This is a genomic window from Bacillus sp. 007/AIA-02/001 (assembly GCF_004634455.1).
GTDB classification, from domain to species: Bacteria; Bacillota; Bacilli; order Bacillales; family Bacillaceae_G; genus Bacillus_A; species Bacillus_A cereus.
In genome coordinates this window covers 84,562-106,277 of the sequence record NZ_SEIY01000007.1, presented here as the reverse complement: position 1 = coordinate 106,277, position 21,716 = coordinate 84,562, and the positions used below count along the sequence as shown (strand labels likewise).

Sequence of the window (21,716 nt, the reverse complement as noted above, 5' to 3'; positions counted from 1 at the left end):
ATGTATCGTCCTTTTTGTATAAAAAAACATCCAATCAATTGAGAGATTGATTGGATGTGAAAAAATTATTAATAATTTTTTTTGCGTTTTGTAGCTAAAATACTTAATAATCCAGCTAGTAGAAGAACAATACCTACTGTTTGTGTAGGGTCTTCTTTATGACCTGTATTTGGAAGGTGCTTATCCGTATTTCGATCATCTTGCTGTTTGTTATCTGTTTTATTCGATGTTTCTTCGGAAGTTCCGTTTTCGTGTTTCTCAGGTGTTTCATTATTTTGTTCTTCAGAAGTTCCGTTTTCGTGTTTCTCAGATGTTTCATTGCCTTTGTTATCTTCTTTATTTGGAGGAGTAATTGGCTTGTCATCTCCACCTGAAGAAGATTCAATTTTTTTATTTGAAACTGTAATTTGTAGTGGCTTAGCTTGGGCTTTATCAATTGTAAAGTTTATTGGTGATGCATCTAATTGATAGCCTTTAGGAGCCTTTGTTTCTACTAATTGATAATTACCAGGTTTCAAATCATTTACGATTACTTTTCCGTGTTGATCTGTTTTTAAACCTTCTCGGATGACTTTTCCATCTTGGTCTAAAATATTGAAAATGGCACCTTCAAGTGTTCCATGGTGATCAATATCAACTTTAGTCAACTCAATTGAACCTGTTGTTAAACTATTTAAGGCTGTAACAGAGGTAACCTGAGATTGTCCTTTCGTAATTGTGAAAGGAATTGGTTTAACGTTTAAATCATAGCCAGTTGGAGCTTTCGTTTCAATGAACTGATAATCTCCCGGACGTAAATCAGAAACTGAAATCTTCCCATCTTTATCAGTAGTTAAATCAGTGCGAACAATTTTACCTTTCGCATCGATGATGTTAAACACTGCATCAGAAAGTTTTGTATCTGGATTTATATCATCCACTTTTATTAATTCTACAGCACCCTCAGTTAAGCTATTTGTAGCAGTAACTTGGAGCTTTTCTTTTTGGCTTTTCTTAATTGTAAACTTAATAGGTGTACTATCTAATTTATAGTGTTCAGGAGCTTTCGTTTCAATAAACTGATAGTCCCCAGGACGTAAATCAGAAACAGAAATTTTTCCATGTACATCTGTTGTAAGCTCAGTGCGAATGTCGTTACCATTCATATCAGTAATTTTAAATATCGCATCTTTAAGAGCAGTACCATCTACATCATCTACTTTAGAAAGTTCCACAGTGCCTTTCGTTAAGCTATTTGTAGCTGTAACGGAGATAGGATCAGCTTGGCTCTTTGTGATTGTGAATGGAATTGGCTCTTTGTTTAAATCATAGTGTTTCGGAGCCGTTGTCTCGATGAATTGATAATCACCAGGACGTAGGTCAGAAACGCTAATTTTACCTTGTTGATTCGTAACAAGATCTTTGCGAATTACAGTGCCATTCATATCCACAATTTTAAATACTGCGCCTTCAAGAGTAGTGCCATCGACGTCATCCACTTTAGAAAGTTCCACGCCGCCTTTTGTTAAACTATTTTTCATAGTAACGGTAGCAATATCTTTTTGGCTTTTTTCAATTGTAAATATAATTGGTTTTTTGTCTAAATCATAGTGTTCAGGAGCCGTTATTTCAACGAATTGATACGTACCAGGACGTAAGTTTTCGATAACGATTTTACCTTCACTGTTTGTTTTTAAATCTGTTTTAAGTACTTTGCCATCTTGATCTAGTAAATTAAATACCGCATCGGCAAGTTTTGTTTGAGTGTTTAAATCATCAACTTTAAGTAATTCGATACTACCTTGTTTTAAGCTATTTGTAGCAGTTAAAGAAATAACTTTCTTCTGTCCTTTTTCAATAGTGAATTTGATTGGTGTTTCATCTAAAACGTAATGCTTAGGAGCTTTCGTTTCGATGAATTGGTAATCACCAGGACGTAGGTCGTTAATTTCGATTATTCCTTGTTCATTTGTAACAAGGTCTTTATGAACTACATCACCGTTCATATTAACAATTTTAAATACTGCATCTTTAAGAACAGTGCCATCAATATCGTCTACTTTAGAAAGTTTAACTGCACCCTTTGTTAAAGCATTTGTAGCAGTGATATGAAGAGTTTCAGTTTGGCTCTTTTTAATTGTAAATACGATAGGTTTTTTATCTAAATCGTAATGTTCAGGAGCAATTGTTTCAACGAATTGATACGTACCAGGACGTAGATTTTCAACAACAATTTTACCTTCAGCATTTGTTTTTAAGCCTTCTTCAACTAGCTCACCGTCTGCATCTAATAAATTAAATACGGCGTTAGAAAGTTTTGTATTTATATCAATATCGTCAATCTTTGTTAGTTCAACGCTACCTTTTTTCAAAGCATTTTTGCCTGTAACATTGATCTCTTTCGTTTGACTTCTTTCAATTGTAAATGGAATCGTTGTTTCATCTAATACATAGTGCTCAGGAGCTTTTGTTTCAATGAACTGATAGTCTCCAGGGCGTAAATCAGAAACAGAAATTTTTCCGTTTTTATCTGTAACAAGATTCGTATGAACTTCCTTACCATTCATATCCACAATCTTAAAGATTGCACCTTCGAGCATCGTACGATCGATGTCATCAATTTTTGTTAATGTTACTGCGCCTTTCTTTAAACTGTTAGTAGCGGTAACAGTAATATTCTCTTTTTGACTTTTTTCGATAGTGAACGGAATAGGGTCTTTGCTTAAGGTATAGTCTTTTGGAGCTTTTACTTCAATAAATTGATAGTCTCCAGGACGTAAATCAGAAGCAGTAATTTTACCGTTTTTATCAGTCGTTAAACCTTTTCGAATTATCTTTTTAGTATCATGAGCGTCAACGATTATAAATTCTGCACCTTCAAGAGTAGTGCCATCAACATCATCCACTTTTGTTAAAGTGACGCCACCTGTAAGTAAACTATTTTTTACAGTAACAGGGATAGGAAGATCTTCCTTACTACCTTTTTTAATTGTGAACTTAATAGGTGTTTTGTCTAATTTATAATGTTCAGGGGCTTTTGTTTCGATAAATTGATAATCCCCTGGTGCTAAATCAGGAATAACTAATACTCCGTGATCATCTGTTGTTAAATCTTTCATAATTTCTTTGCCAGTTGCGTCTTGCAATGTGAATACAGCGCCGGCAAGAGCTTTACTACTTTCCACATCATCTTCTTTAATAAGTTTAACTTTTCCTTTCGTTAAACTATTTTTAAATGTAAGTGGAAGGAGTTTTTGTTGTCCTTTTTCGATTGTAAATTCAATTGGTTCTACATTTACATCGTAATAAGTTGGAGCCTTTGTTTCGATAAGTTTATAGTTACCAGGACGTAAGTCATCTACAACTAGCCTTCCTTTACTATTCGTAACAAGGTCCGTACGAACATCTTCATTAGTATCTCTATTAACGATTTTAAATACTGCACCTTCAAGTGTTTCCTTTTCATCTGCAGCATTCACTTTTGTTAACTCAATACCGCCTTTTGTTAAGCTGTTTTTAGCGGTAACAGTAGCCTGAGTTGTTTGACTTTCTGTAATCGTAAATTTAATTGGTTTTGTATTTTTGTCGTAATACTTCGGTGCTGTTACTTCGATAAATTTATAATCGCCAGGGCGTAAGCCAGTAGCGATAGCTGTACCATCCGCACCAGTTTTTACATTTTCGCGAATGACTTTCTTTTCATCATTAGCATCAACAATTTTAAATACAGCACCTTCAAGAGCTGTACCATCGATATCATCAACTTTTGTTAATTCAACATCTCCTGGTTTTAAAGCATTTTCAGCTTTCACAAGTAGAGTTTCTTTCTGACTTCTATCGATTGTAAATTCAATAGGTTCTGCTCGTAAAACGTAATGTTCAGGAGCAGCTATTTCAATAAATTTATACGTACCAGGACGTAGGTTACTAACTTTAACTTTACCGTGTTTATCAGTAGTTAAGTTAGTGTAAGGGGAAACGTCATTATTATTTGTATCGACAAGCTTGAATACTGCACCTTCAAGGGGTTTTTTCTCACCAAACTCATCAACTTTTAATAATTCAACTTCGCCCGTTTTTAAGCTGTTATTTGCCGTAACAGTAGCAAGAGCTTGTTGGCTTTTATCAATTGTAAACTCGATAGGGTTTGTACTTAACGTATAATCCTTAGGAGCTTCTGTTTCGATAAATTTATAAACACCAGGCTCTAGATCTTTAATGGTAACTTTTCCATCTGAACCTGTTTTTATATTTTCACGAATTACTTGTTTCTCGTCATTCGCATCGACAATTTTAAATACAGCACCTTCAAGGGCAGTGCCATCGACATCATCGACTTTCGTTAAAGTGACACCACCTTTAATGAGGTGATTTGTCGCGGTAACAGTAAGTGCTTTCTGTTGGCTTTTTTCAATTGTAAATTTAAGCGGTTTTTTATCTATTTCATAATGTTCAGGTGCTTTCTCTTCAACAAACTGGTACTCTCCAGGAAGTAAATTTTTCGCTTCGATTTGTCCGTTACCATTTGTCGTTAATTTGGTATAACCAGGAATTCTTTTGTTATTTTGGTCCCGTACACTAAATACAGCACCTTCTAAAGTATTACCCTCTTTATCAACTTTTGTTAGGATAGCTGAGCCTCTAATTAAGCTGTTTTGGGCCGTTTTATTGATTACTGTTGTTTGATCTTCCTCGATTGTAAATTCAATAAGTCGATCATCTAATTGATAATGCTCAGGAGCCTTTATTTCTTTTAAATAGTAAGTTCCTGGTTTTAAATTATCTACAGTAATTTGTCCTTTATCATTTGTTGTTAATTTTTCGTGTTCTGAAATTATTTTTTTATCTTTATCAAGTAGTGTGAAAACGGCACCTTGCAGTGTGACGTTTTTATTCAGGTCATCAGACTTTGTTAAAACTACTTTACCGACAAACTTCTTATTTGCAAGTTTATATGTTGTAGTCTCTTGTGTACCAAGTTCAACAATTTTTCCTTGTTTTAAATCCCAGCTAATTACATAGCCTTCAGGAGCCTTTGTTTCTTTTAATAAATATTTATCGCGTTTTAAATTATTAAATTTAGCGATACCGTCTTTGTCTGTTGTAATTTTACGGATAACAGTTTTACCTGTACGATCGTATAAAGTAAATTCTGCCCCAGCTAATAGTGCGTTTTTATTGTCGTTATCTACCTTTATAATTTCAAGGTTTCCACGGCCTTTAGTAGCAGATCCTCCGCCTGAACCAGAAGACATTCTCACTTCAATCGTTTCAGTAGTTTCTGTGTTTTTAACTGTCAACTTATTGCCTGTGATTTTCGCTTTATTACTTACTTTTTCTTTATCGTCTGCATTAATAAGTGAGCGATATTCTAAAATATAAGCTCGATCAATTTTTTTCAAGAAGGCAATTTCGAAATGTTGCTTTCCGGTATTATTGTCTGTTGTTATTTTGAGTTTATAGTCTGTTCCTTCTTTTAATTCGTTTACTGTATCTTTTGTTAAATTTCCATATGGATCAACAGTTGTAGGATATAAGTGGAATGAATCTTCCACAATTACCTGATTTTCGGTTGGGTCATCTGTTACAATGGCATCTGCAATGGTTGATTGGCTTTCGTTAATTGCGATACTCCAATTAATATAGTTGTCGTCTTGCACAGCTTTTTTAGTAACGAAGCTGCCACCTTTATTTACTTGAGTGTCACCTGTAAGGGTGTTTACGATTTTAGAGCCATCTTTTAAATCTGCCTCGTTTTTGTAGGTGCCTTGGATAAGTTCACCATCAAGGCTTGTTTTAAAGATAATATAGTAAGGTGAATTAATTGATTGTTTGAAATGAACCTTTAGGGTGTTTTTATTTTCCTCTGTAGGTTCTTCAAGTTCATATTTCTCAGTTGGTACAGCATTACCAGGTTGTGCATTATCAGGATTTCCATTTAAAATCATATCGCGCACTTCAATGGATCCAGGCACTAACTTTTGTTTATCTTGTATGACGTCTATAACATAAGGATCTTTAATCTCAACATTATTATAGTTAAAGCCTATTATCCAAGTAATTTCCTTCGTTTGGGCGTTATAAGAACCGTATTTATAACCATTTGCCTTTGTGAAAGTATCAGGATCAAAATTAGCTTCAACTTTATTTGATTGTGGATTAGAATCCGTATCTATCCAAGAAAGATTACCTGTATTTTTAAATGAAGTTTTACCACTTTCTAGCTTTGTATAATCAAAGTCTGTCGTATATTTTACGACTAATGTCTTTGTCATATTAGACTGATACGTACCTATAAGAGTGATTTTGAAGCCTTTATCTGTTACATCTAAAACATAGTCAGTCCCAGCTTGAAGGGTATAATTTCCGTCTTTAATTTCTAGTTTCTTATCTTTTAATTGTAATCCACCATGATCAAAGGTGTCCGTAATAATCGCGTTGTTTAATGGATAGTTGTTATTATTTACTATAATTGTCCAAGTTGTTGTTTTGTCTTTATAATTTGTTTCAGCTTTATTATTAGATTTAATAATATTTTGCTGCTTGAAGCTAGCTTCATTTTCTTTACTTGAATCATTATCAGCTGTAACTTTATTTTTTACTTTTCCATCTTCTATAACTTTATTAGTTGGCTTGGTTTTATAGGTAATCACATAAGCACTATTAATATCATCATTAAACTGTAAATCGAAGCCATTCTTCTTGTTACTTACAGTGTAATTATTAACAGCGTCTCCTGTTACAAGCGTTCCTTTTTCATTATATGAAGCGTTTTTTACAACAATAGAATTTGCATCTAGTTCGTGTGTATCGTCAAAAATATCTTTTAAAATCGCATCTGCTTTTTTGATCTCTCTTTGATCACCATTGTAAGTAATTGTCCACTCAATTGTTTGCGTCTTTGGATCATATTTACTTGTTTTATTTAAGTGTGTACCACGAGAAACCGTTACAGTAGAGCTTGCGTTTTGTTGCTTTTGATTATCACTCGTTATCGTAACGTTATTTCGGAAACTTTTAATATTTTCATCAGTAATTTTTGTGGCATATTCGATTTGATATGCTTTATTGATAGAATCTTTAAAAGCAATCTCCAATTTTGAGCCATCTGATGAAATAATATTGTAATCTGTTGGCTCAGCTTCTGCACCACGCGTTACATTCCCATTAACATCAACTTCTAGATAATAAACTTTAATAGAATCTTTATTTAAGTTTGTACCTTGTGGAATGTTATCTTTAAAAATAGCGTTTTTAAGGGTGTCTTGCGTTTTGTTCATCTCTACTTTCCAATTAATTTCATTTGTATTAATTGGTCTATCAGGTAATCCTTTTTTATTCGTAGCTGTTTGTACATTAGGCTTAAAGTCAACTGTAATAGAAACATCCTTATCTTTAATCGGGAAAGGAATTTCTTGTGTTGTTGTACCTTTAATTTCAGCTTTATTAAATTCTGTCTTTAATTGTAGGTTACCAGCAACATCTGGATGCTCTTCAACATAATCGTTGAATGTCATCGTGACTTTTCCATCTTTTGTAACAGTAAAATTACCAATTTGATGGTTTTCACTATCATATAAAGGACTGTTAATTGTATTGTAAATCTTAAAATGTTTAGGAAGATCAAAAATATAGTAATCTCCATTTTTCACATTCATTGACTTTAAAAGTTCCCATGTAAACTCAATATTGGCAGGGGAATCTGTACTTGGACGGTTATCCTCTGTAAATGGTTTTCCGTCTTTATCCGTCAACTTTACACCGGTTAAAATGTTTGTTGTTATTTGCTTTGGACCTGAATTTGTATTCTCAGCAGGGTCGCTTGATAGCTTTTGTTCTGGATTGTCAGTAGCAATTTTAGCTGCTGGGTTTTGTTCCGGATTATCGGTAACAGTTTTAGTTGCTGGGTTTTGTTCCGGATTATCAGTAACAGTTTTAGTTGCTGGATCTTGCTCCGGATTGTCAGTAACAGGTTTAGCTACTGGATCTTGCGCTTGTTTATTAGTATCCTGTTTGGTGCCATCTTCTTTAGAGTTTTCTACTTGAACAGGAACTGATATAGGCTGAACCATTGTTCCTAAAGGAAAAGCGATTTGAACTGATTTTTCCCCAGTTTTTAAAGTTGAGTTAAACACGGTATCAACTTTAATTTTTCCTTTAGCGTCTTTCAAATTTTCTACTTGATCATTAAATATTAATTTTAGTTTATTATCTTTAGCTGTTATAAAATATTGACCAATATTTTTTTGATCTGTTACTAAATCCCCTTGCAAATCTTTAGATACTTTTAATGCAAGTGGTATTTGAACTACTGCTGTATCATTTGCGTGTGCAACTTGTTGATCCTTTATTGACCAAGCGTATTCTACTTGAATGGTTGATCCTATCTTTATTAAATTGTTAGGATTTTTTGCTTCGTCAATAATATGATTCGTCGCATCTTTCATTTCAACAGTGTCAAATAAGGAATCTCCTGTTAAGGTTTCCGCTTTTACTTGATTGTATGGAAAACTAGCAAGTTGCGAAAATAGTACGAATACAATTAAACATACATTAAAAAGTTTTTTCATTTTTCCTCCTCTGAACATTCATTTGTCCATTGGGGACTTATTCCACATGAACAAATGGAATATTAAAAGTATTTGTTATAAGCTATTTATTTTTGTTATCCCTCCGTTTCTATACGCGTTCTCAGACAAACAGAATTATGTTCAAAGCAATATTATTTAACGTAAAACAAAATGTATATTTACACAGTTCTATGGAAATATACACAGTTCGACAAAAAATGTCGAAAAAAATACTGATATAAATAATGATATCAGACCTTTATATGTGAGATAGTTTTCATGTATATCTAGTAAAAAAGAATGGTTATAAAGGTAAGTTTTACGATACATACTAACCAATGTAGTGTATCCCTTTGTGAAGGCTTATTTTTGCCTTAAAGTTATGTGGAAATAAAAATCTAGATAGGGTTGGTTTTGGTCAGAATGAAGACAATATGTACTTTGAAAATAGTCATTTATTTTGTCTAAAGAGAGTTGTGCGATTAGTGGACCGAAGTTGAAAGGTGATAGTTTCTTACATTGTTAGAGAAATATAAGGATTACAGAATATTCGACTAACACGTTACTACGGTCATTTTTGAGCCTGTTTAAACAATAGGAAAGAAGGTGTTTTACTCCTTAGTTACAATATCTTTTTAGTAAAGATAAGCTTAAGTAACCTCCGCTAAAGATTATATACTTAAATGATAAAGAGTTCAACACTAGTTCACATATTTTCCCAAAAATAAAAAACGGCTGTTTTATGTGGAATAAATCTACAAAACAGCCGTTTTTGGTATTAGATTTCTGTTAAGATTATTGGTTCACCGCGTGTTACGACAACGGTATGTTCACATTGTGCAACAAGACTTTTATCTGGTGTAACGAATGTCCAACCATCGTCACCACGTTCAATAATATGATCAGCTTTCATAGAGATGAACGGTTCTACAGCGATAACAAGACCGTCTTTTAGAAGCGCATTATCCATTGGGTCATAGTAACTTAAAATGTGATTTGGTGCTTCATGTAAGCTAAGACCAATGCCGTGACCAGTTAAGTTTTGGATAACATTGTATCCACTTTTATGTGCGAAGTTTGAAACAGCACGACCAATTTGATTTTGTTTTGAGCCAGCTCTAACCTTTTTCATTGCTGCCCAAAATGCATCAACCGCTGCTTGGCAAAGTTTTTCTTTTGCCTCGTCTTCTCCAAGAACAAATGAAATGCCTGTATCTGCATAATAGCCATCAAGTGCAGCGGATACATCGACGTTTACTAAGTCGCCTTCTTTTAATACACGATCTCCTGGAATACCATGAGCAACTTCTTCATTTACACTAATGCAAGTTACACCTGGAAAATCATATTCTTTTTCAGGTGCAGAAATAGCACCATGCTCATCTAATACTTTTTTACCAATCAAATCAAGCTCTTTCGTTGTCATACCTGGCTTCGCTTGTTTTTTCATTTCTTCACGTGCAAGCGCAACGATGCGGCCGATTTTTCGTAAGCCTTCTAAATCTTGTTCATTACGAATAATCATGAAAACCACTGTCCTTCCTCGAATATATATCTTATCCGATTGTATCATGTTTATTTTCGTCCTGCTACTCGCTTGCGGTATGGGGGCTGATTCCTCTCATAAAGAATACATGACAATTGTCATATCGATGTCATGACGCATCATACTGTTTCCTAAGTTTTCCAAGGAATACAATGTAAATATAAGAAACAGCGGGGGTGGAGAGATGGAAAAGATTATTGAAGTAAATGATGTTTCTAAAACATTTAAACATAAAAACGCAGTAAATAATGTTTCATTTCATGTAAATAAAGGGGAAATAGTAGCGTTGCTTGGTCCAAATGGTGCGGGGAAAACAACGACGATGTCGATGATGCTTGGATTAAAGGAACCAACGGAAGGTAAGGTCTCTATATTTGGAAAGAGTCCAAAGCATAGGGATGTTCGTAATAGCCTCGGTGCGATGCTGCAAGAAGTAAGTGTCATTGATAGTATTACGGTGGAAGAGGCAATTGAGTTATTCCGTAGTTATTATACGAATCCTATAGAGAAAGAAACGTTACTGCAGTTAGCAAATTTAGAATCAGAGCGAAAGCAAAGATGTGAGAAATTATCAGGTGGGCAAAAAAGAAGGTTAAACTTTGCGCTTGCACTTGCGGGAAATCCGGATTTGTTATTTTTAGATGAGCCGACAGTCGGAATGGATATTACGTCTCGAAGAACGTTTTGGGAAACGATTCGAAAGTTAGCAAGTGAAGGGAAAACGATTATTTTAACGACGCATTATTTAGAAGAAGCAGATGCTTTAGCAAATCGTATCTTATTATTTGCGAACGGAAAGATTATCTCAGATGGTACACCAGACGAAATGAAAGCAACGATTTCGAGAAAAACAATCACATTTTACTCAAAGGAAAGCATTCCTACAAAATTACTAAAGGAATTACCAAATGTAATAGAAGTAAAGTCAAACGAAGGCCGCTTCATTTTAACAACGGAGGATACGGATGCAACTTTAAAAGCCATTTATCAAAGGAGTTTACCTGTAACAGATGTTTCAGTTGAACGTGGAAGCCTTGATGAGGCATTTGAACAGTTTGTCGCAAATCAGAAGGAGGAAATCGCATGAGAGCGTTATGGATGCAGTGCAAAATAGAAATTTTACGTACATTCCGCAATAAATTATTTATCTTTTTCTCATTATTAATGCCTGTTATGTTTTACTACATTTTTACAAATGTTGTTCAAGTACCACAAAACGGAGATGCGTGGAAAGCACATTATTTAATTTCGATGGCAACTTTCAGTATTGTAGGGACTGCACTCTTTAGTTTCGGTGTGAGACTTTCTCAGGAAAAAGGGCAAGGATGGACACATCTTTTAAAAATTACACCGCTTCCAGAGGGAGCATATTTAACAGCGAAAATTATCGCTCAAACAGTAGTAAATGCTTTTTCAATATTAGTTATCTTTATTGCAGGGATACTAATTAATCATGTTGAGTTAACAGTAGGGCAATGGATTGGTGCGGGGTTATGGTTATTGTTAGGGGTAACACCATTTTTAGCGTTAGGAACAGTAATAGGTTCCATTAAGAAGGCGGACGCAGCTGCTGGCTTAGCAAATATTTTAAATATGAGTTTAGCTATAGTTGGCGGGTTATGGATGCCGATTGAAGTATTCCCCAAAATATTAAGAACGATTGGTGAATGGACACCAACATACCATTTCGGAAGTGGTGCGTGGGATATTGTAGCTGGAAAATCAATTGGATGGGAAAATATCGCGGTATTAGGAGGTTATTTCCTTATATTTGTTGTAGTATCAATATATATAAGAAAAAGACAGGAAGCGGTATAAATGATAGAGAAGAAGAGGATTGAGATTTTTCCGAAACATATGGGATTTTTTCCGTACATGTGGCTTGTGTATTTATTATTTCCAATTTACCATTTAGCACAAGCATCAGGATGGAAGCTTGTGCTAGGAAGCGGTATGTTGATACTTTTTATTATCACATACCGTCAGCTATATTTTGTTCAGAAGACGTTTATTTTATGGGCATGCATTCAAATGATACTCATCTTTTTATTTGCTTTATTTTATAATCCCTTCATGATATTCTTTGGCTTTTTCACGGCAAGTGCGATGGGATTTGCACCAAGTAAGAAAGTATTTCGGGTATTACTCTGTTTGTTAGCTGTAATGCTTGGAGCATTTGTATTTGTAAATATGAATCAACTAACACCAACAAGTTTAGTAAATATCGTCCCGATGTTTATTTTAATGCTTCTTACGCCATTTGGTATGCGTAATTTTAATCAGAAAAAGATGTTAAGAAATCAATTAGATGAGGCGAACGAGCAAATTAAAGACTTAGTAAAACGTGAAGAACGGCAGCGGATTGCAAGAGATCTTCATGACACATTAGGGCATACGTTATCTCTTATTACTTTGAAAAGCCAGCTTGTAGAGAAGTTAATTGTGAAAAATCCGGAGCGTGCAAGTGCGGAAGCGAAGGAAATTACACAAACGTCTCGTACAGCCTTAAAACAGCTGAGAGAATTAATTTCTGATATGCGTATGATTACGGTAGAAGAAGAGCTAGAGCAAATAAAAGCAATCTTACAAGCAGCTAATATTGAATTAGAAGTGAGGCAAGAAGCAAGATCGAGCTCGTTATCACCAATTGAACAAAATATTGTCGGGATGTGTTTACGTGAGGCCGTTACAAATGTTGTAAAACATAGTAAGGCGACGCGGTGCGCAGTTTCTGTATTAGAATCACAAGGTGAACTAATTTTGAAAGTAGAAGATAACGGAATTGGTTTAACAGATCAAAATCATGATGGAAATGGTATTCGCGGCATGAAAGAACGAATTGCTCTTATTGATGGATTTGTTGAACTAGGTACAATCAATCCAGGGACGTTGTTAACAGTAAAAGTTCCAGTTGTTATTAGAACAGGAAAAGATGAGGTGAGGGCATGATCCGAATTATTATTGCAGAAGATCAGCGGATGCTTCGTGGTGCGTTAGGGGCTCTGCTTGATCTAGAAGATGATATCGAAGTAATTGGACAAGCGGCAAACGGGGAAGAGGCGCTAAAATTAATTGAATCGTTAAAACCGGATATAAGTATTATGGATATTGAAATGCCGATTCAAAGTGGATTAGATGTTGCTGAAGCGTTAAAGAAAGAAAAATCATCATGCAAAGTAATGATTTTAACAACATTTGCACGGCCGGGATATTTTGAAAGAGCAATGAAAGCTGGTGTGCACGGCTATTTATTAAAGGATAGCCCAAGTGAAGATTTAGCGGCAGCAATTCGTAATGTAATGAAGGGAAAACGAGAGGTCTCCCAAGATTTAATGTTCGGCCTATGGCAGGAGCAAAATCCGTTGTCAGATCGCGAAAAGGAAGTATTGTTGCTTGCGAAAGAAGGAAAGACGGCAAACGAAATTGCGAAGGCACTTTATCTTTCGCCGGGTACAGTGCGTAATTATATTTCTGAAGTATTAACGAAGCTCGATGCGAAAAATAGAATTGAGGCAATTACAATTGCGGAAGAAAAGGGTTGGATATGAAAAGAAGTTTACCTATGATTGGTAAACTTCTTTTTTATTATTGTACCGCTATTACTTTATTTATTTTTTGTAACGGTTTGTAACCGTGTGCTTCAAATGCCTTTGCAAATTCATTTGATACGGCAGTGCCATATAAATCTTTTGCAGCTTGTACAATATGAGATTGAAGTGATTCAAAGTCTTCAGCGGAAGTTGCATAATTTTGCAATGTACGCATAACAACTTTACTTACTTTTTCATTTCCTTGCTTTTGAACAGCAACACCGTTATATGTTTTACCTTCAGCTAATTGATATAATACGTGACTGATAATACCAGAATTCACGTGTGATTCTTGATTATTACCATCGTTATAGAAATCTTGTAAATTTGTATATAATTTATGACCGCCGTCACCAATTTCCCTTGGGATATCACGAATTGTTAGGCCACCTAATGTATCGCCCATAATCCAGTTTCCTTTATCTTTCTTTACGTAATATTCGATTTGTGTACCCCAGAAATCCGCTAATCCCTCGTTTAGTGCAGATGTTTCAGCACTTGGATATCTCACGACTTTATTTTTCGTCGTGCCACTAAATACAGCATGTCCAAATTCATGAGCTGTTACATCAAGAGCGGATGTTAGTTTTCCGCCTAAACCATCACCAAATACCATTTGGTTCCAAGCGGGATGCCAAAATGCATTTACATAGTCTTCTTTTACACCATCACTAACTTCAGTAGAATCAAAACCGTGTACACTAGCAACAACTTTTGAATCTTTATTGTCGTAACTTTTTAGATTATGTTCTTTCTTAAAGTAATCGTAAATATCACTCATATTCTTCATAGCGCCCGCGGCTTCTTTATCTGCAAAATTAGGAGTACTACTTGAAATTAGTGTCCCTGGATAACCAGCTTGACTATATCCTCCGAGGGAATCGGCGTAGTTTGCATTATAAATATAAATACCATTTCCGCGTGATAAATCCGCTAAATAAAATTTCCCATCAGTTCCTTTGGCAATATTGAAAGAGATGTTTTCTTGAAGTGCATTTTTCCCAGTTCCTTGCTCACTTGCAGGGGATAATCTAGGTGATGTTACTTGATTTATAGTCTTATTCTCTTTGTTTTTAATGAACTTTTCTTGGAAAAGTACTTCGCCAGTTTTTAGATCAACGATAGCATTGCCGTTTATGATTTGTTCATTGTTTTCATAAGTAAATGTAATAACAGTTGCGAATGTATAATAGCCATCTTTTTTCTTATAAACAACGGTTTCGCTAGAGAATTCTGTCTCAACTGCATCACTTGGAATTTGAACTATATCGCGTAATTTAGATTTTACTTCATTTTTCGACAAAAAATTTGTTATAGTAAGATTAGGTTGTTGATTTAAATTTTGAACAACTTTACCACTAACAGTTGTGATCACTCCATTTTTATCTACTTTTACAATGAGATCTTGGCCATATACTTTATAGTTTTTATATGTTTGTGCAAGGCGAACTTCGGTTTGATTTTCTTTGGTTTCTTTATTTGTAGGTTGGAAATCTACATTTTTTTCAGTAGTGACTTGTTCTTGTTGAGCTTTCGCCCCATTTACCTCACCTTTTAAATACTTTTTAGCAATATTTTCTTTCGTATCATTTTGAGGTTGTGTTAATTTCCCGATTGTTAAACCAGGCTGAGCAATTTCAACTTTGACTACACTTTTGTCTAATTCTTGAGCATGAATAGCTTCTGTTGATAAAGGGCAAAGAAGACCGAATGTAACGAAAGCACTAGCAAGTTTTCTATAATTCATCTATAACACTCCTAATCTATTATTGTATGTGAGATGAATTGTATGAAAAATTTGCCGAATTTTATATATATTATGCATTATTTCATATCAAAAATTGTCGAATTCACATTATTGTAGTGGTATGACAACTTAACAAATTAGATTGTTATAATGGGATGGTGAGTAAGTATGCACGCAGAGAAATTAGGAAGTGAAATTAAGAAAATTAGAGTGTTGAGAGGATTAACACAAAAACAGTTATCCGAGAACATATGTCATCAATCGGAAGTGAGCAGGATTGAATCGGGTGCGGTATACCCAAGTATGGATATATTGCAAGGTATTGCAGCAAAGTTACAAGTTCCCATTATTCATTTTTATGAGGTACTCATTTATTCCGATATTGAGAGGAAAAAGCAGTTAAAAGATCAAATCATTATGCTTTGTAAGCAAAAGAAATATAAAGAAATTTATAATAAAGTATGGAATGAGTTGAAAAAGGAAGAATATCATCCTGAGTTTCAGCAATTTCTTCAATGGCAATATCATGTAGCAGCGTATGTATTGAAGAAAAGTGATTATGAATATTGTATTTTAGAATTAAAAAAATTGTTAAATCAACAATTAACTGGGATTGATGTGTACCAAAATCTTTATATAGAGAATGCAATTGCAAATATTTATGCTGAAAATGGTTACTTTAAGAAGGGCATGGAGTTATTTGAAGGTATATTAAAGCAATTAGAGGCATTACCTGAAAATAAAGAGTTTGATGTGAAGGTAAGACATAATTATGCGAAAACATTATACTTAGATAATCAATATGAAGAGGCTCTTTATCAAATAAATAAAGCTATTGAAATATCGTGTCGAATTAATAGTATGGCATTGATTGGGCAGCTATACTATCAAAAAGGTGAATGCTTAGAAAAGCTAGGCTATGATGAGGCAGAGAGTGAAGAAGCTTATGAAAAAGCTTATTTCTTTTTTGATATACTAGAAATGCATACGTATAAAGAAAAGTTTATGAAAAAAATGCCGAAATAAAATAACGCAAAAACTAAATATGCATAATTGCATAATATATGGATAAATTTTCATGATATATTAAAAGAAAAAATGTGGGTGATGGAATATGAAGAAACTACTTATCGGTAGTCTATTAACGTTAGCAATGACATGGGGTATTTCATTAGCGGATACAGCTTTAGAGAAAAGCCAAGTAATTTCTCATGATGATCAAGAGGTACAATTAGCTTCAGATATGCCTTTTGAGTTTTAAAAAAAACAACCGTCTTACTTAGACGGTTGTTTTTTTATGGAGTAACATCCAAACGTCTTTACTAGAAACAGGTTTGCTAATAAAGAATCCTTGAATGTGATCACAATTTTGTTTATGTAAAAATTTCCATTCTTCTTCTGTTTCTACACCTTCTGCAATCACTTCTAAATTTAGTTCTTTTGATAGTGTAATAATGGAAGAGACAATTGCTTCTTCTAAAGGGCTAGTTGTAATTCCACAAATAAACTCTCGAGCGATTTTTAATGTATTGATTGGATATTTTGTTAAATAAGCTAAAGAACTATAACCAGTTCCAAAGTCGTCGATTGAAATTTGAATACCGAGATTTTGAAGTTGTTCTAGTTTTGCAACTACAGATTGATTTTGATTAATTGCGATGCTTTCCGTAATTTCAATATCTAGTGCTTCTGGTTTCAGTTCTGTTTCTTCCAACACCTTTGAAATAGTTGGGATTAAATCTGCATGGTTAAATTGAACAACAGATAAATTTACACCAACTTTTAAGTGAGAGAAACCTTGATTATGCCATCTTTTTGCCTCTAAACAGGCAGTACGTAAAATCCAATTGCCAAGTTCAATAATAAAACCAGTTTCCTCTGCTAGAGGAATAAATTGGGCAGGAGATACGATACCGAGTTTTGGATGCTTCCAACGTATTAATGCTTCAAAACCGATAATTTGTTTTGTTTTTGTGCTTACTTGTGGCTGGTATTCAAGGAAAAATTCATTTTGTTGTAATGCTTTTGAAAGTTCACCTTCTAAGAATTGAATTTCATTTTGAGCGATACTCATTTCTTTTGAGAAGAAAACAAATCGGTTTTTTCCATTTGCTTTCGCACGATACATAGCCATATCAGCATTTTTCATTAATTCATTTACATCAGTTCCATAATCAGGGTACATCGCAATTCCGATACTTGGTGTAATAGAGAGTTCTTCGCCTTGAATGAAGAATGGTTTGTTTAAAATAGTTAAAATCTGTTCAGCTATAAAAATTGCACTTTTTTCTGAGTACATTTCTGGTAACAGAATTGTAAACTCATCTCCACCTTGGCGAGCGACGATATCTTTTGAACGCAAGCAACCGCGTAATCTTTTTGCTACTTCAATTAATAATAAATCTCCAACGTCATGGCCAAGTCTATCGTTAATTTTTTTAAATCGATCTAAATCAAGGAATATGACGGCGACATCATTTGCGTTAGTTTGGGCTGTATTTAAAATGGCTTTTAAATCTTTTTCGAACTTTCGACGATTTGGTAATCCAGTAAGTGCATCGTGAAAGGCTAAATGCTCTACTTGTTTTTGTTTTTCATATAGAGTGGTAATATCACGCGCTATCCCAAACATTCCGACCACTTCTTTGTTTATAAAAGTAGGGATAAGTGTAATATGAAGATAATAATAATAGCCTTCTTGTTCTTTTGTACGAACTTCTAACGTTTGTGGCCTACCTTCCTTTGTAATTTGTAAAGCCTTCTTTAGTAGTTCGTGGTCTTTTGAATCAATAAAGTGTACCAGAGAATAGCTTGCTACTTCACAATAATAGGCAGTAAATAAGCTTTCGCATGCCTTATTAGATTGTTGAAAAATGCCATTCATATTTAAAGAGAAAACGGCATCGGGATGATCTTCGAATAAAGACTTATAGCGTTGTTCACTTTTTGATAATGCAAATGCACCTTCTTCAACTTCGTCCTCTAGTTGTGTAGTCAACTGTTCATATGTAAGGATTAGTGCTTGATTATCTTTCCACATGTAAAGTTGCCGCAAGAATAACAAAATAAGTGATAATACGAGACCAATTAACATAAATTTATCATCCCAAGGTTGAATGATAATAAAGGAAAAAGTAATAATTATACTAAAATAAGGTAGTATAAAACGTACATAATCGAATCGATAATATTTTGCTTTCGTTTCATGTTGCATTGGTTTATCCAAGATATATAGTATGGAAGAAAGTCCAATTAATAAAATAGAAGCAGTGTGTATTAAATAATTAAATTCAGGAGAAGTTTTCATCCCAAAATTTAATTGAAACAGATGAATGTAACCGTATACGAGTATAATAGTGAAACCGATAATTAATGCGATTCTACTAGAAGAATATTGTTCTCTTCTATAAAGACTAATAACGGCGTAAATTACTAATGATTGTGCAATAAAATAGCCAATTAAAATCCAAGTTTCCTTTGTTAACATACGGAAGCTTGAAAGGTCCAAGATAAAAGTTAAAGTGAAATAAATGTTCATAATAACAATAAAGATGCTATCGAATGAAAATTGAGCAAGACCCTTAATAGAGTAAATTTTTATAAACTTTATAGCAAATCCAACAAAGAGTAAAACATATTGTATGATAAAAAAAGGTAATGCTTTATATGAGAATATAACTTGCTTATGAATAGAAAGTGAAGGAAGAAATAAAGTTATTTCCATAGCTAACCCGCATAGACAAGTACATAATAATAAAATCCAAAATAATTTATCACCATGCGTCATTTTTCTAATCGCTTTACATAAGCAATAGCAAGAAAAAAGTGCAGCGAAACAGAATAAGAAAAGAATCCCGATTTCTTTTATATTCGACTCATTTGGTATAAGGAATATCCAAAGAGCAAATATAAATATGTATATTATGACAGATTGTATATACTTTTTTTGATTAATCATATTATGACTCCGTTTCAATAAAGTTGAATCTCGGGGAGAAAATGCTAATTTAAATAATAGCATATAAAACAGAATGTTTTTTACTATAAAAATTACTTTTTTGAAAAAATGGTGCAAAGTTACAATTTACCACTGTAACATTGCACCACTTATTCTTTTAATTCCTCTTATAGCAGAAAGTTCATCTATTAATTGGAATAGTGCTAAGTCTTTTTGTTTACTTTCAATCATAATATCGAAATTATGATTGTGTTTTTTTGCAATGTGTAAGAAAGGCTTAATAAACTCTAAATCGATATATTCAGCATGAGCCCTAAATTCTTTTTCCGATCTCGGGGAGGAAATGTGAACTTTAGGAGAGATATTTGTATGTGGCCAAGTTTCAAAAATTGCAGGAAGCAACTCTTCTAGTGGTTCCTCGCAAAGATTGGCCATATGATGATGATAATCAAATACAAATGGAATATTTTCTTTTTGGCAAATGGATAAAGTTTCAGCGGTTGTATAGGTTTTATCATCATTTTCAAGAGTCATTTGTTTTTTTATATGTGTAGGAAGTTTTTTTATGTTTTCATGGAAGCGCTCAATCGTCTTTTCTTTATTTCCATAGGCTCCACCTACATGAATATTAATGTAAGAAGAATCTGCAATGCCTATAGCATCCAATATTTTATAATGATAAGTCATATCCGTAATAGCGTTAGTAGTAATATGTGGCTTGTCGCTTGTAAATAGCGTAAATTGATTTGGATGAAAACTTATTCGTAAATTGTGTTCTTTAATTAAAGCCCCTATTTTACGCCAAAGTGGTGTGAATACCCCAATATAGTCAAACTCGACTTCGGGATGTGTTGCAAGTGGGACGATGGAAGACGATAGGCGATATAGTGGGATTTCATGCGCTATATTGTAATGAAGGATACGTATTGTGTGCTCTAAATTTTGCTTTATAACATGGTACAGTTTGTCTTCTCGTTCTTGCTTGCTAAGTTTCTTAAAACTTGTAAACGTCATTGTTTTGGCAGGAGAACAGTCCCAGAGTGCCATTGCATGTGAGACATATCCAAACCGTATAATCATATGAGATACACCTCTTTTATTCATTGTCTTTCCTATAAAAAGAAAGCAAGTATTGTTCCAATCCATTCCTTTCCTCTATTGATAAGAGAAGGCGGGTTTACATCGCTATAGGAAAGTACGGATGCATTCTCTAGATCTTCATGAAATTTATTTTTTACTGTTTGAATGAAATGTTTATTATATAACAGGCAGTTTATTTCATGGTTAATATATAAACTTCTCATATCAAAGTTTGCCGTTCCGATATCACAAATATCATCGTCCACTATAATAATTTTGGCGTGAAAAAACCCTTGTTGAAATGCATAAATATTGCAACCAGCCTGTATTAATTTTCGGCAGTACGGGAATTTTGCTTCCCGAACGAGAGGGTGATCAGCTTTTTCTGGAACAAGAATTGTGATTTGAACCCCTCTTTCTCTTGCTTTTAATAAGGCATTCATAATTTTTTTTCCAGGAATGAAATATGGCGTACCGATACAGATTTCTTTTTTTGCTCCGTTAATTAAATGTAAAAAAGTATGCTGTAAATAAGCACCATCAGTCGGAATAAATTGATGCAAGATGGTACCTGGTTGTTGTTTTGGAAAATAAAGAGAAGCATCCAATAAATTCTGTTTCGTATCATCAAACCAATCATGCAAAAATTGCTTTTGTAAATCTTGAACCCCTTCTCCTGTAAGACGTAAATGATAGTCTCGCCATAATCCTAAGTGTTCATTATGCCCTAGATACTCTTCGCCAATATTAAATCCCCCGATATAGCCGGTTTTCCCATCAATCACTGTAATTTTTCTATGATTTCTTTGATTGGCAGAAAAGAAAGGAAGAGGAAATTTTACCTTATGACAAAATGAAAAAGATACACCATGTTTTTGCAGGGAGCGAATAGCTTCGTTTGATAAAGAATGGCTGCCAAATCGATCAAGTAAAAGTCGTACTTCAATTCCTTCCTGAGCCTTATCAATCAGCAACTTTAAAAATTCACGACTGATTTTATCGTTTTTTACAATGAAGAATAAAATATGAATGTGGTGCTGTGCTTGTTTTATATCAGTAAATAAAGCATCATATAAATCTTTCCCATATGTATAAAGGTGAAAATCACTTTGACGTAAAGGGAAAGTGCGAGAGCTTACCCGTTTTAAATGAAGAAGTCTCCCGTATGAAAGGTCAATTGTAATCCAAAGAGCAACGGATATTAACAAAAGAGATAAGTAGAGCATCAGTGAATTCCCTCCTTCGC

General features: G+C 33.9%; 12 protein-coding genes. 6 read left to right on the top strand and 6 right to left on the bottom strand.

The genetic code is table 11. The annotated features are described in order from the left end of the window. Positions 1-68 precede the first annotated feature (68 nt). A complete protein-coding gene (locus ES895_RS16150) occupies positions 69-8,549 on the bottom strand; it encodes a SpaA isopeptide-forming pilin-related protein (protein WP_135238481.1) in 8,481 nt (2,826 codons plus the stop codon). A gap of 778 nt (positions 8,550-9,327) precedes the next feature. Next, positions 9,328-10,122: a type I methionyl aminopeptidase gene (map, locus tag ES895_RS16145; RefSeq protein WP_003313889.1), complete on the bottom strand. Its 795-nt coding sequence runs from the start codon at positions 10,120-10,122 to the stop codon at positions 9,328-9,330. Between the two features lie 157 nt (positions 10,123-10,279). Between map and ES895_RS16140 the strand changes: the two genes are divergently transcribed. Genes ES895_RS16140 through ES895_RS16125 form a run of 4 tightly spaced genes read left to right on the top strand, consistent with a single transcriptional unit; the run spans position 10,280 to position 13,643 of the window. After that, positions 10,280-11,182, top strand: a complete 903-nt coding sequence (locus tag ES895_RS16140; protein ID WP_000411111.1) for an ABC transporter ATP-binding protein — start codon at positions 10,280-10,282, stop codon at positions 11,180-11,182. Beyond that, a complete protein-coding gene (locus tag ES895_RS16135) occupies positions 11,179-11,913 on the top strand; it encodes an ABC transporter permease (RefSeq protein ID WP_001202427.1) in 735 nt (244 codons plus the stop codon). The genes ES895_RS16140 and ES895_RS16135 overlap by 4 nt, the downstream gene beginning before the upstream one ends. Further along, a complete protein-coding gene (locus ES895_RS16130) occupies positions 11,914-13,044 on the top strand; it encodes a sensor histidine kinase (RefSeq protein ID WP_000570626.1) in 1,131 nt (376 codons plus the stop codon). It begins immediately after the preceding gene. Beyond that, positions 13,041-13,643, top strand: coding sequence for a response regulator transcription factor (locus ES895_RS16125; protein ID WP_000619245.1), 603 nt, complete (start codon positions 13,041-13,043; stop codon positions 13,641-13,643). Before ES895_RS16130 ends, ES895_RS16125 begins: the two co-directional genes overlap by 4 nt. 37 nt (positions 13,644-13,680) lie before the next feature. Here ES895_RS16125 and ES895_RS16120 read toward each other — a convergent pair whose 3' ends face one another. Continuing rightward, on the bottom strand, positions 13,681-15,432 hold the full coding sequence (locus ES895_RS16120; protein ID WP_048568663.1) for a M4 family metallopeptidase: 1,752 nt from the start codon (positions 15,430-15,432) through the stop codon (positions 13,681-13,683). 168 nt (positions 15,433-15,600) lie between these two features. Between ES895_RS16120 and ES895_RS16115 the strand changes: the two genes are divergently transcribed. Both ES895_RS16115 and ES895_RS16110 read left to right on the top strand, forming a co-directional pair. Next, positions 15,601-16,458: a helix-turn-helix domain-containing protein gene (locus tag ES895_RS16115; RefSeq protein ID WP_000542907.1), complete on the top strand. Its 858-nt coding sequence runs from the start codon at positions 15,601-15,603 to the stop codon at positions 16,456-16,458. Between the two features lie 88 nt (positions 16,459-16,546). Further along, positions 16,547-16,693, top strand: coding sequence for a quorum-sensing peptide PapR (locus tag ES895_RS16110; RefSeq protein WP_000734744.1), 147 nt, complete (start codon positions 16,547-16,549; stop codon positions 16,691-16,693). Between the two features lie 18 nt (positions 16,694-16,711). On the opposite strand, the gene ES895_RS16105 is transcribed toward ES895_RS16110, so the two are convergent. The 3 genes from ES895_RS16105 to cls all read right to left on the bottom strand — a co-directional run bounded on the left by ES895_RS16105 (position 16,712) and on the right by cls (position 21,696). Further along, positions 16,712-19,390: a DUF4084 domain-containing protein gene (locus ES895_RS16105; protein WP_048568662.1), complete on the bottom strand. Its 2,679-nt coding sequence runs from the start codon at positions 19,388-19,390 to the stop codon at positions 16,712-16,714. Between the two features lie 126 nt (positions 19,391-19,516). Beyond that, positions 19,517-20,470 carry a UV DNA damage repair endonuclease UvsE gene (gene uvsE, locus ES895_RS16100; RefSeq protein ID WP_135238480.1) on the bottom strand — a complete coding sequence of 318 codons (954 nt, stop codon included), beginning with the start codon at positions 20,468-20,470 and terminating at the stop codon, positions 19,517-19,519. Between the two features lie 32 nt (positions 20,471-20,502). After that, complete coding sequence (cls, locus tag ES895_RS16095) at positions 20,503-21,696, bottom strand: cardiolipin synthase (protein WP_000966417.1); 1,194 nt, start codon at positions 21,694-21,696, stop codon at positions 20,503-20,505. Positions 21,697-21,716 lie beyond the last annotated feature (20 nt).

Excerpts from the sequence above, each read along its gene's own strand:
- ES895_RS16150 (WP_135238481.1), bottom strand. The coding sequence starts at position 8,549 with ATGAAAAAACTTTTTAATGTATGTTTAATTGTATTCGTACTATTTTCG.
- map (WP_003313889.1), bottom strand. The coding sequence starts at position 10,122 with ATGATACAATCGGATAAGATATATATTCGAGGAAGGACAGTGGTTTTC.
- ES895_RS16140 (WP_000411111.1), top strand. The coding sequence starts at position 10,280 with ATGGAAAAGATTATTGAAGTAAATGATGTTTCTAAAACATTTAAACAT.
- ES895_RS16135 (WP_001202427.1), top strand. The coding sequence starts at position 11,179 with ATGAGAGCGTTATGGATGCAGTGCAAAATAGAAATTTTACGTACATTC.
- ES895_RS16130 (WP_000570626.1), top strand. The coding sequence starts at position 11,914 with ATGATAGAGAAGAAGAGGATTGAGATTTTTCCGAAACATATGGGATTT.
- ES895_RS16125 (WP_000619245.1), top strand. The coding sequence starts at position 13,041 with ATGATCCGAATTATTATTGCAGAAGATCAGCGGATGCTTCGTGGTGCG.
- ES895_RS16120 (WP_048568663.1), bottom strand. The coding sequence starts at position 15,432 with ATGAATTATAGAAAACTTGCTAGTGCTTTCGTTACATTCGGTCTTCTT.
- ES895_RS16115 (WP_000542907.1), top strand. The coding sequence starts at position 15,601 with ATGCACGCAGAGAAATTAGGAAGTGAAATTAAGAAAATTAGAGTGTTG.
- ES895_RS16110 (WP_000734744.1), top strand. The coding sequence starts at position 16,547 with ATGAAGAAACTACTTATCGGTAGTCTATTAACGTTAGCAATGACATGG.
- ES895_RS16105 (WP_048568662.1), bottom strand. The coding sequence starts at position 19,390 with ATGATTAATCAAAAAAAGTATATACAATCTGTCATAATATACATATTT.
- uvsE (WP_135238480.1), bottom strand. The coding sequence starts at position 20,470 with ATGATTATACGGTTTGGATATGTCTCACATGCAATGGCACTCTGGGAC.
- cls (WP_000966417.1), bottom strand. The coding sequence starts at position 21,696 with ATGCTCTACTTATCTCTTTTGTTAATATCCGTTGCTCTTTGGATTACA.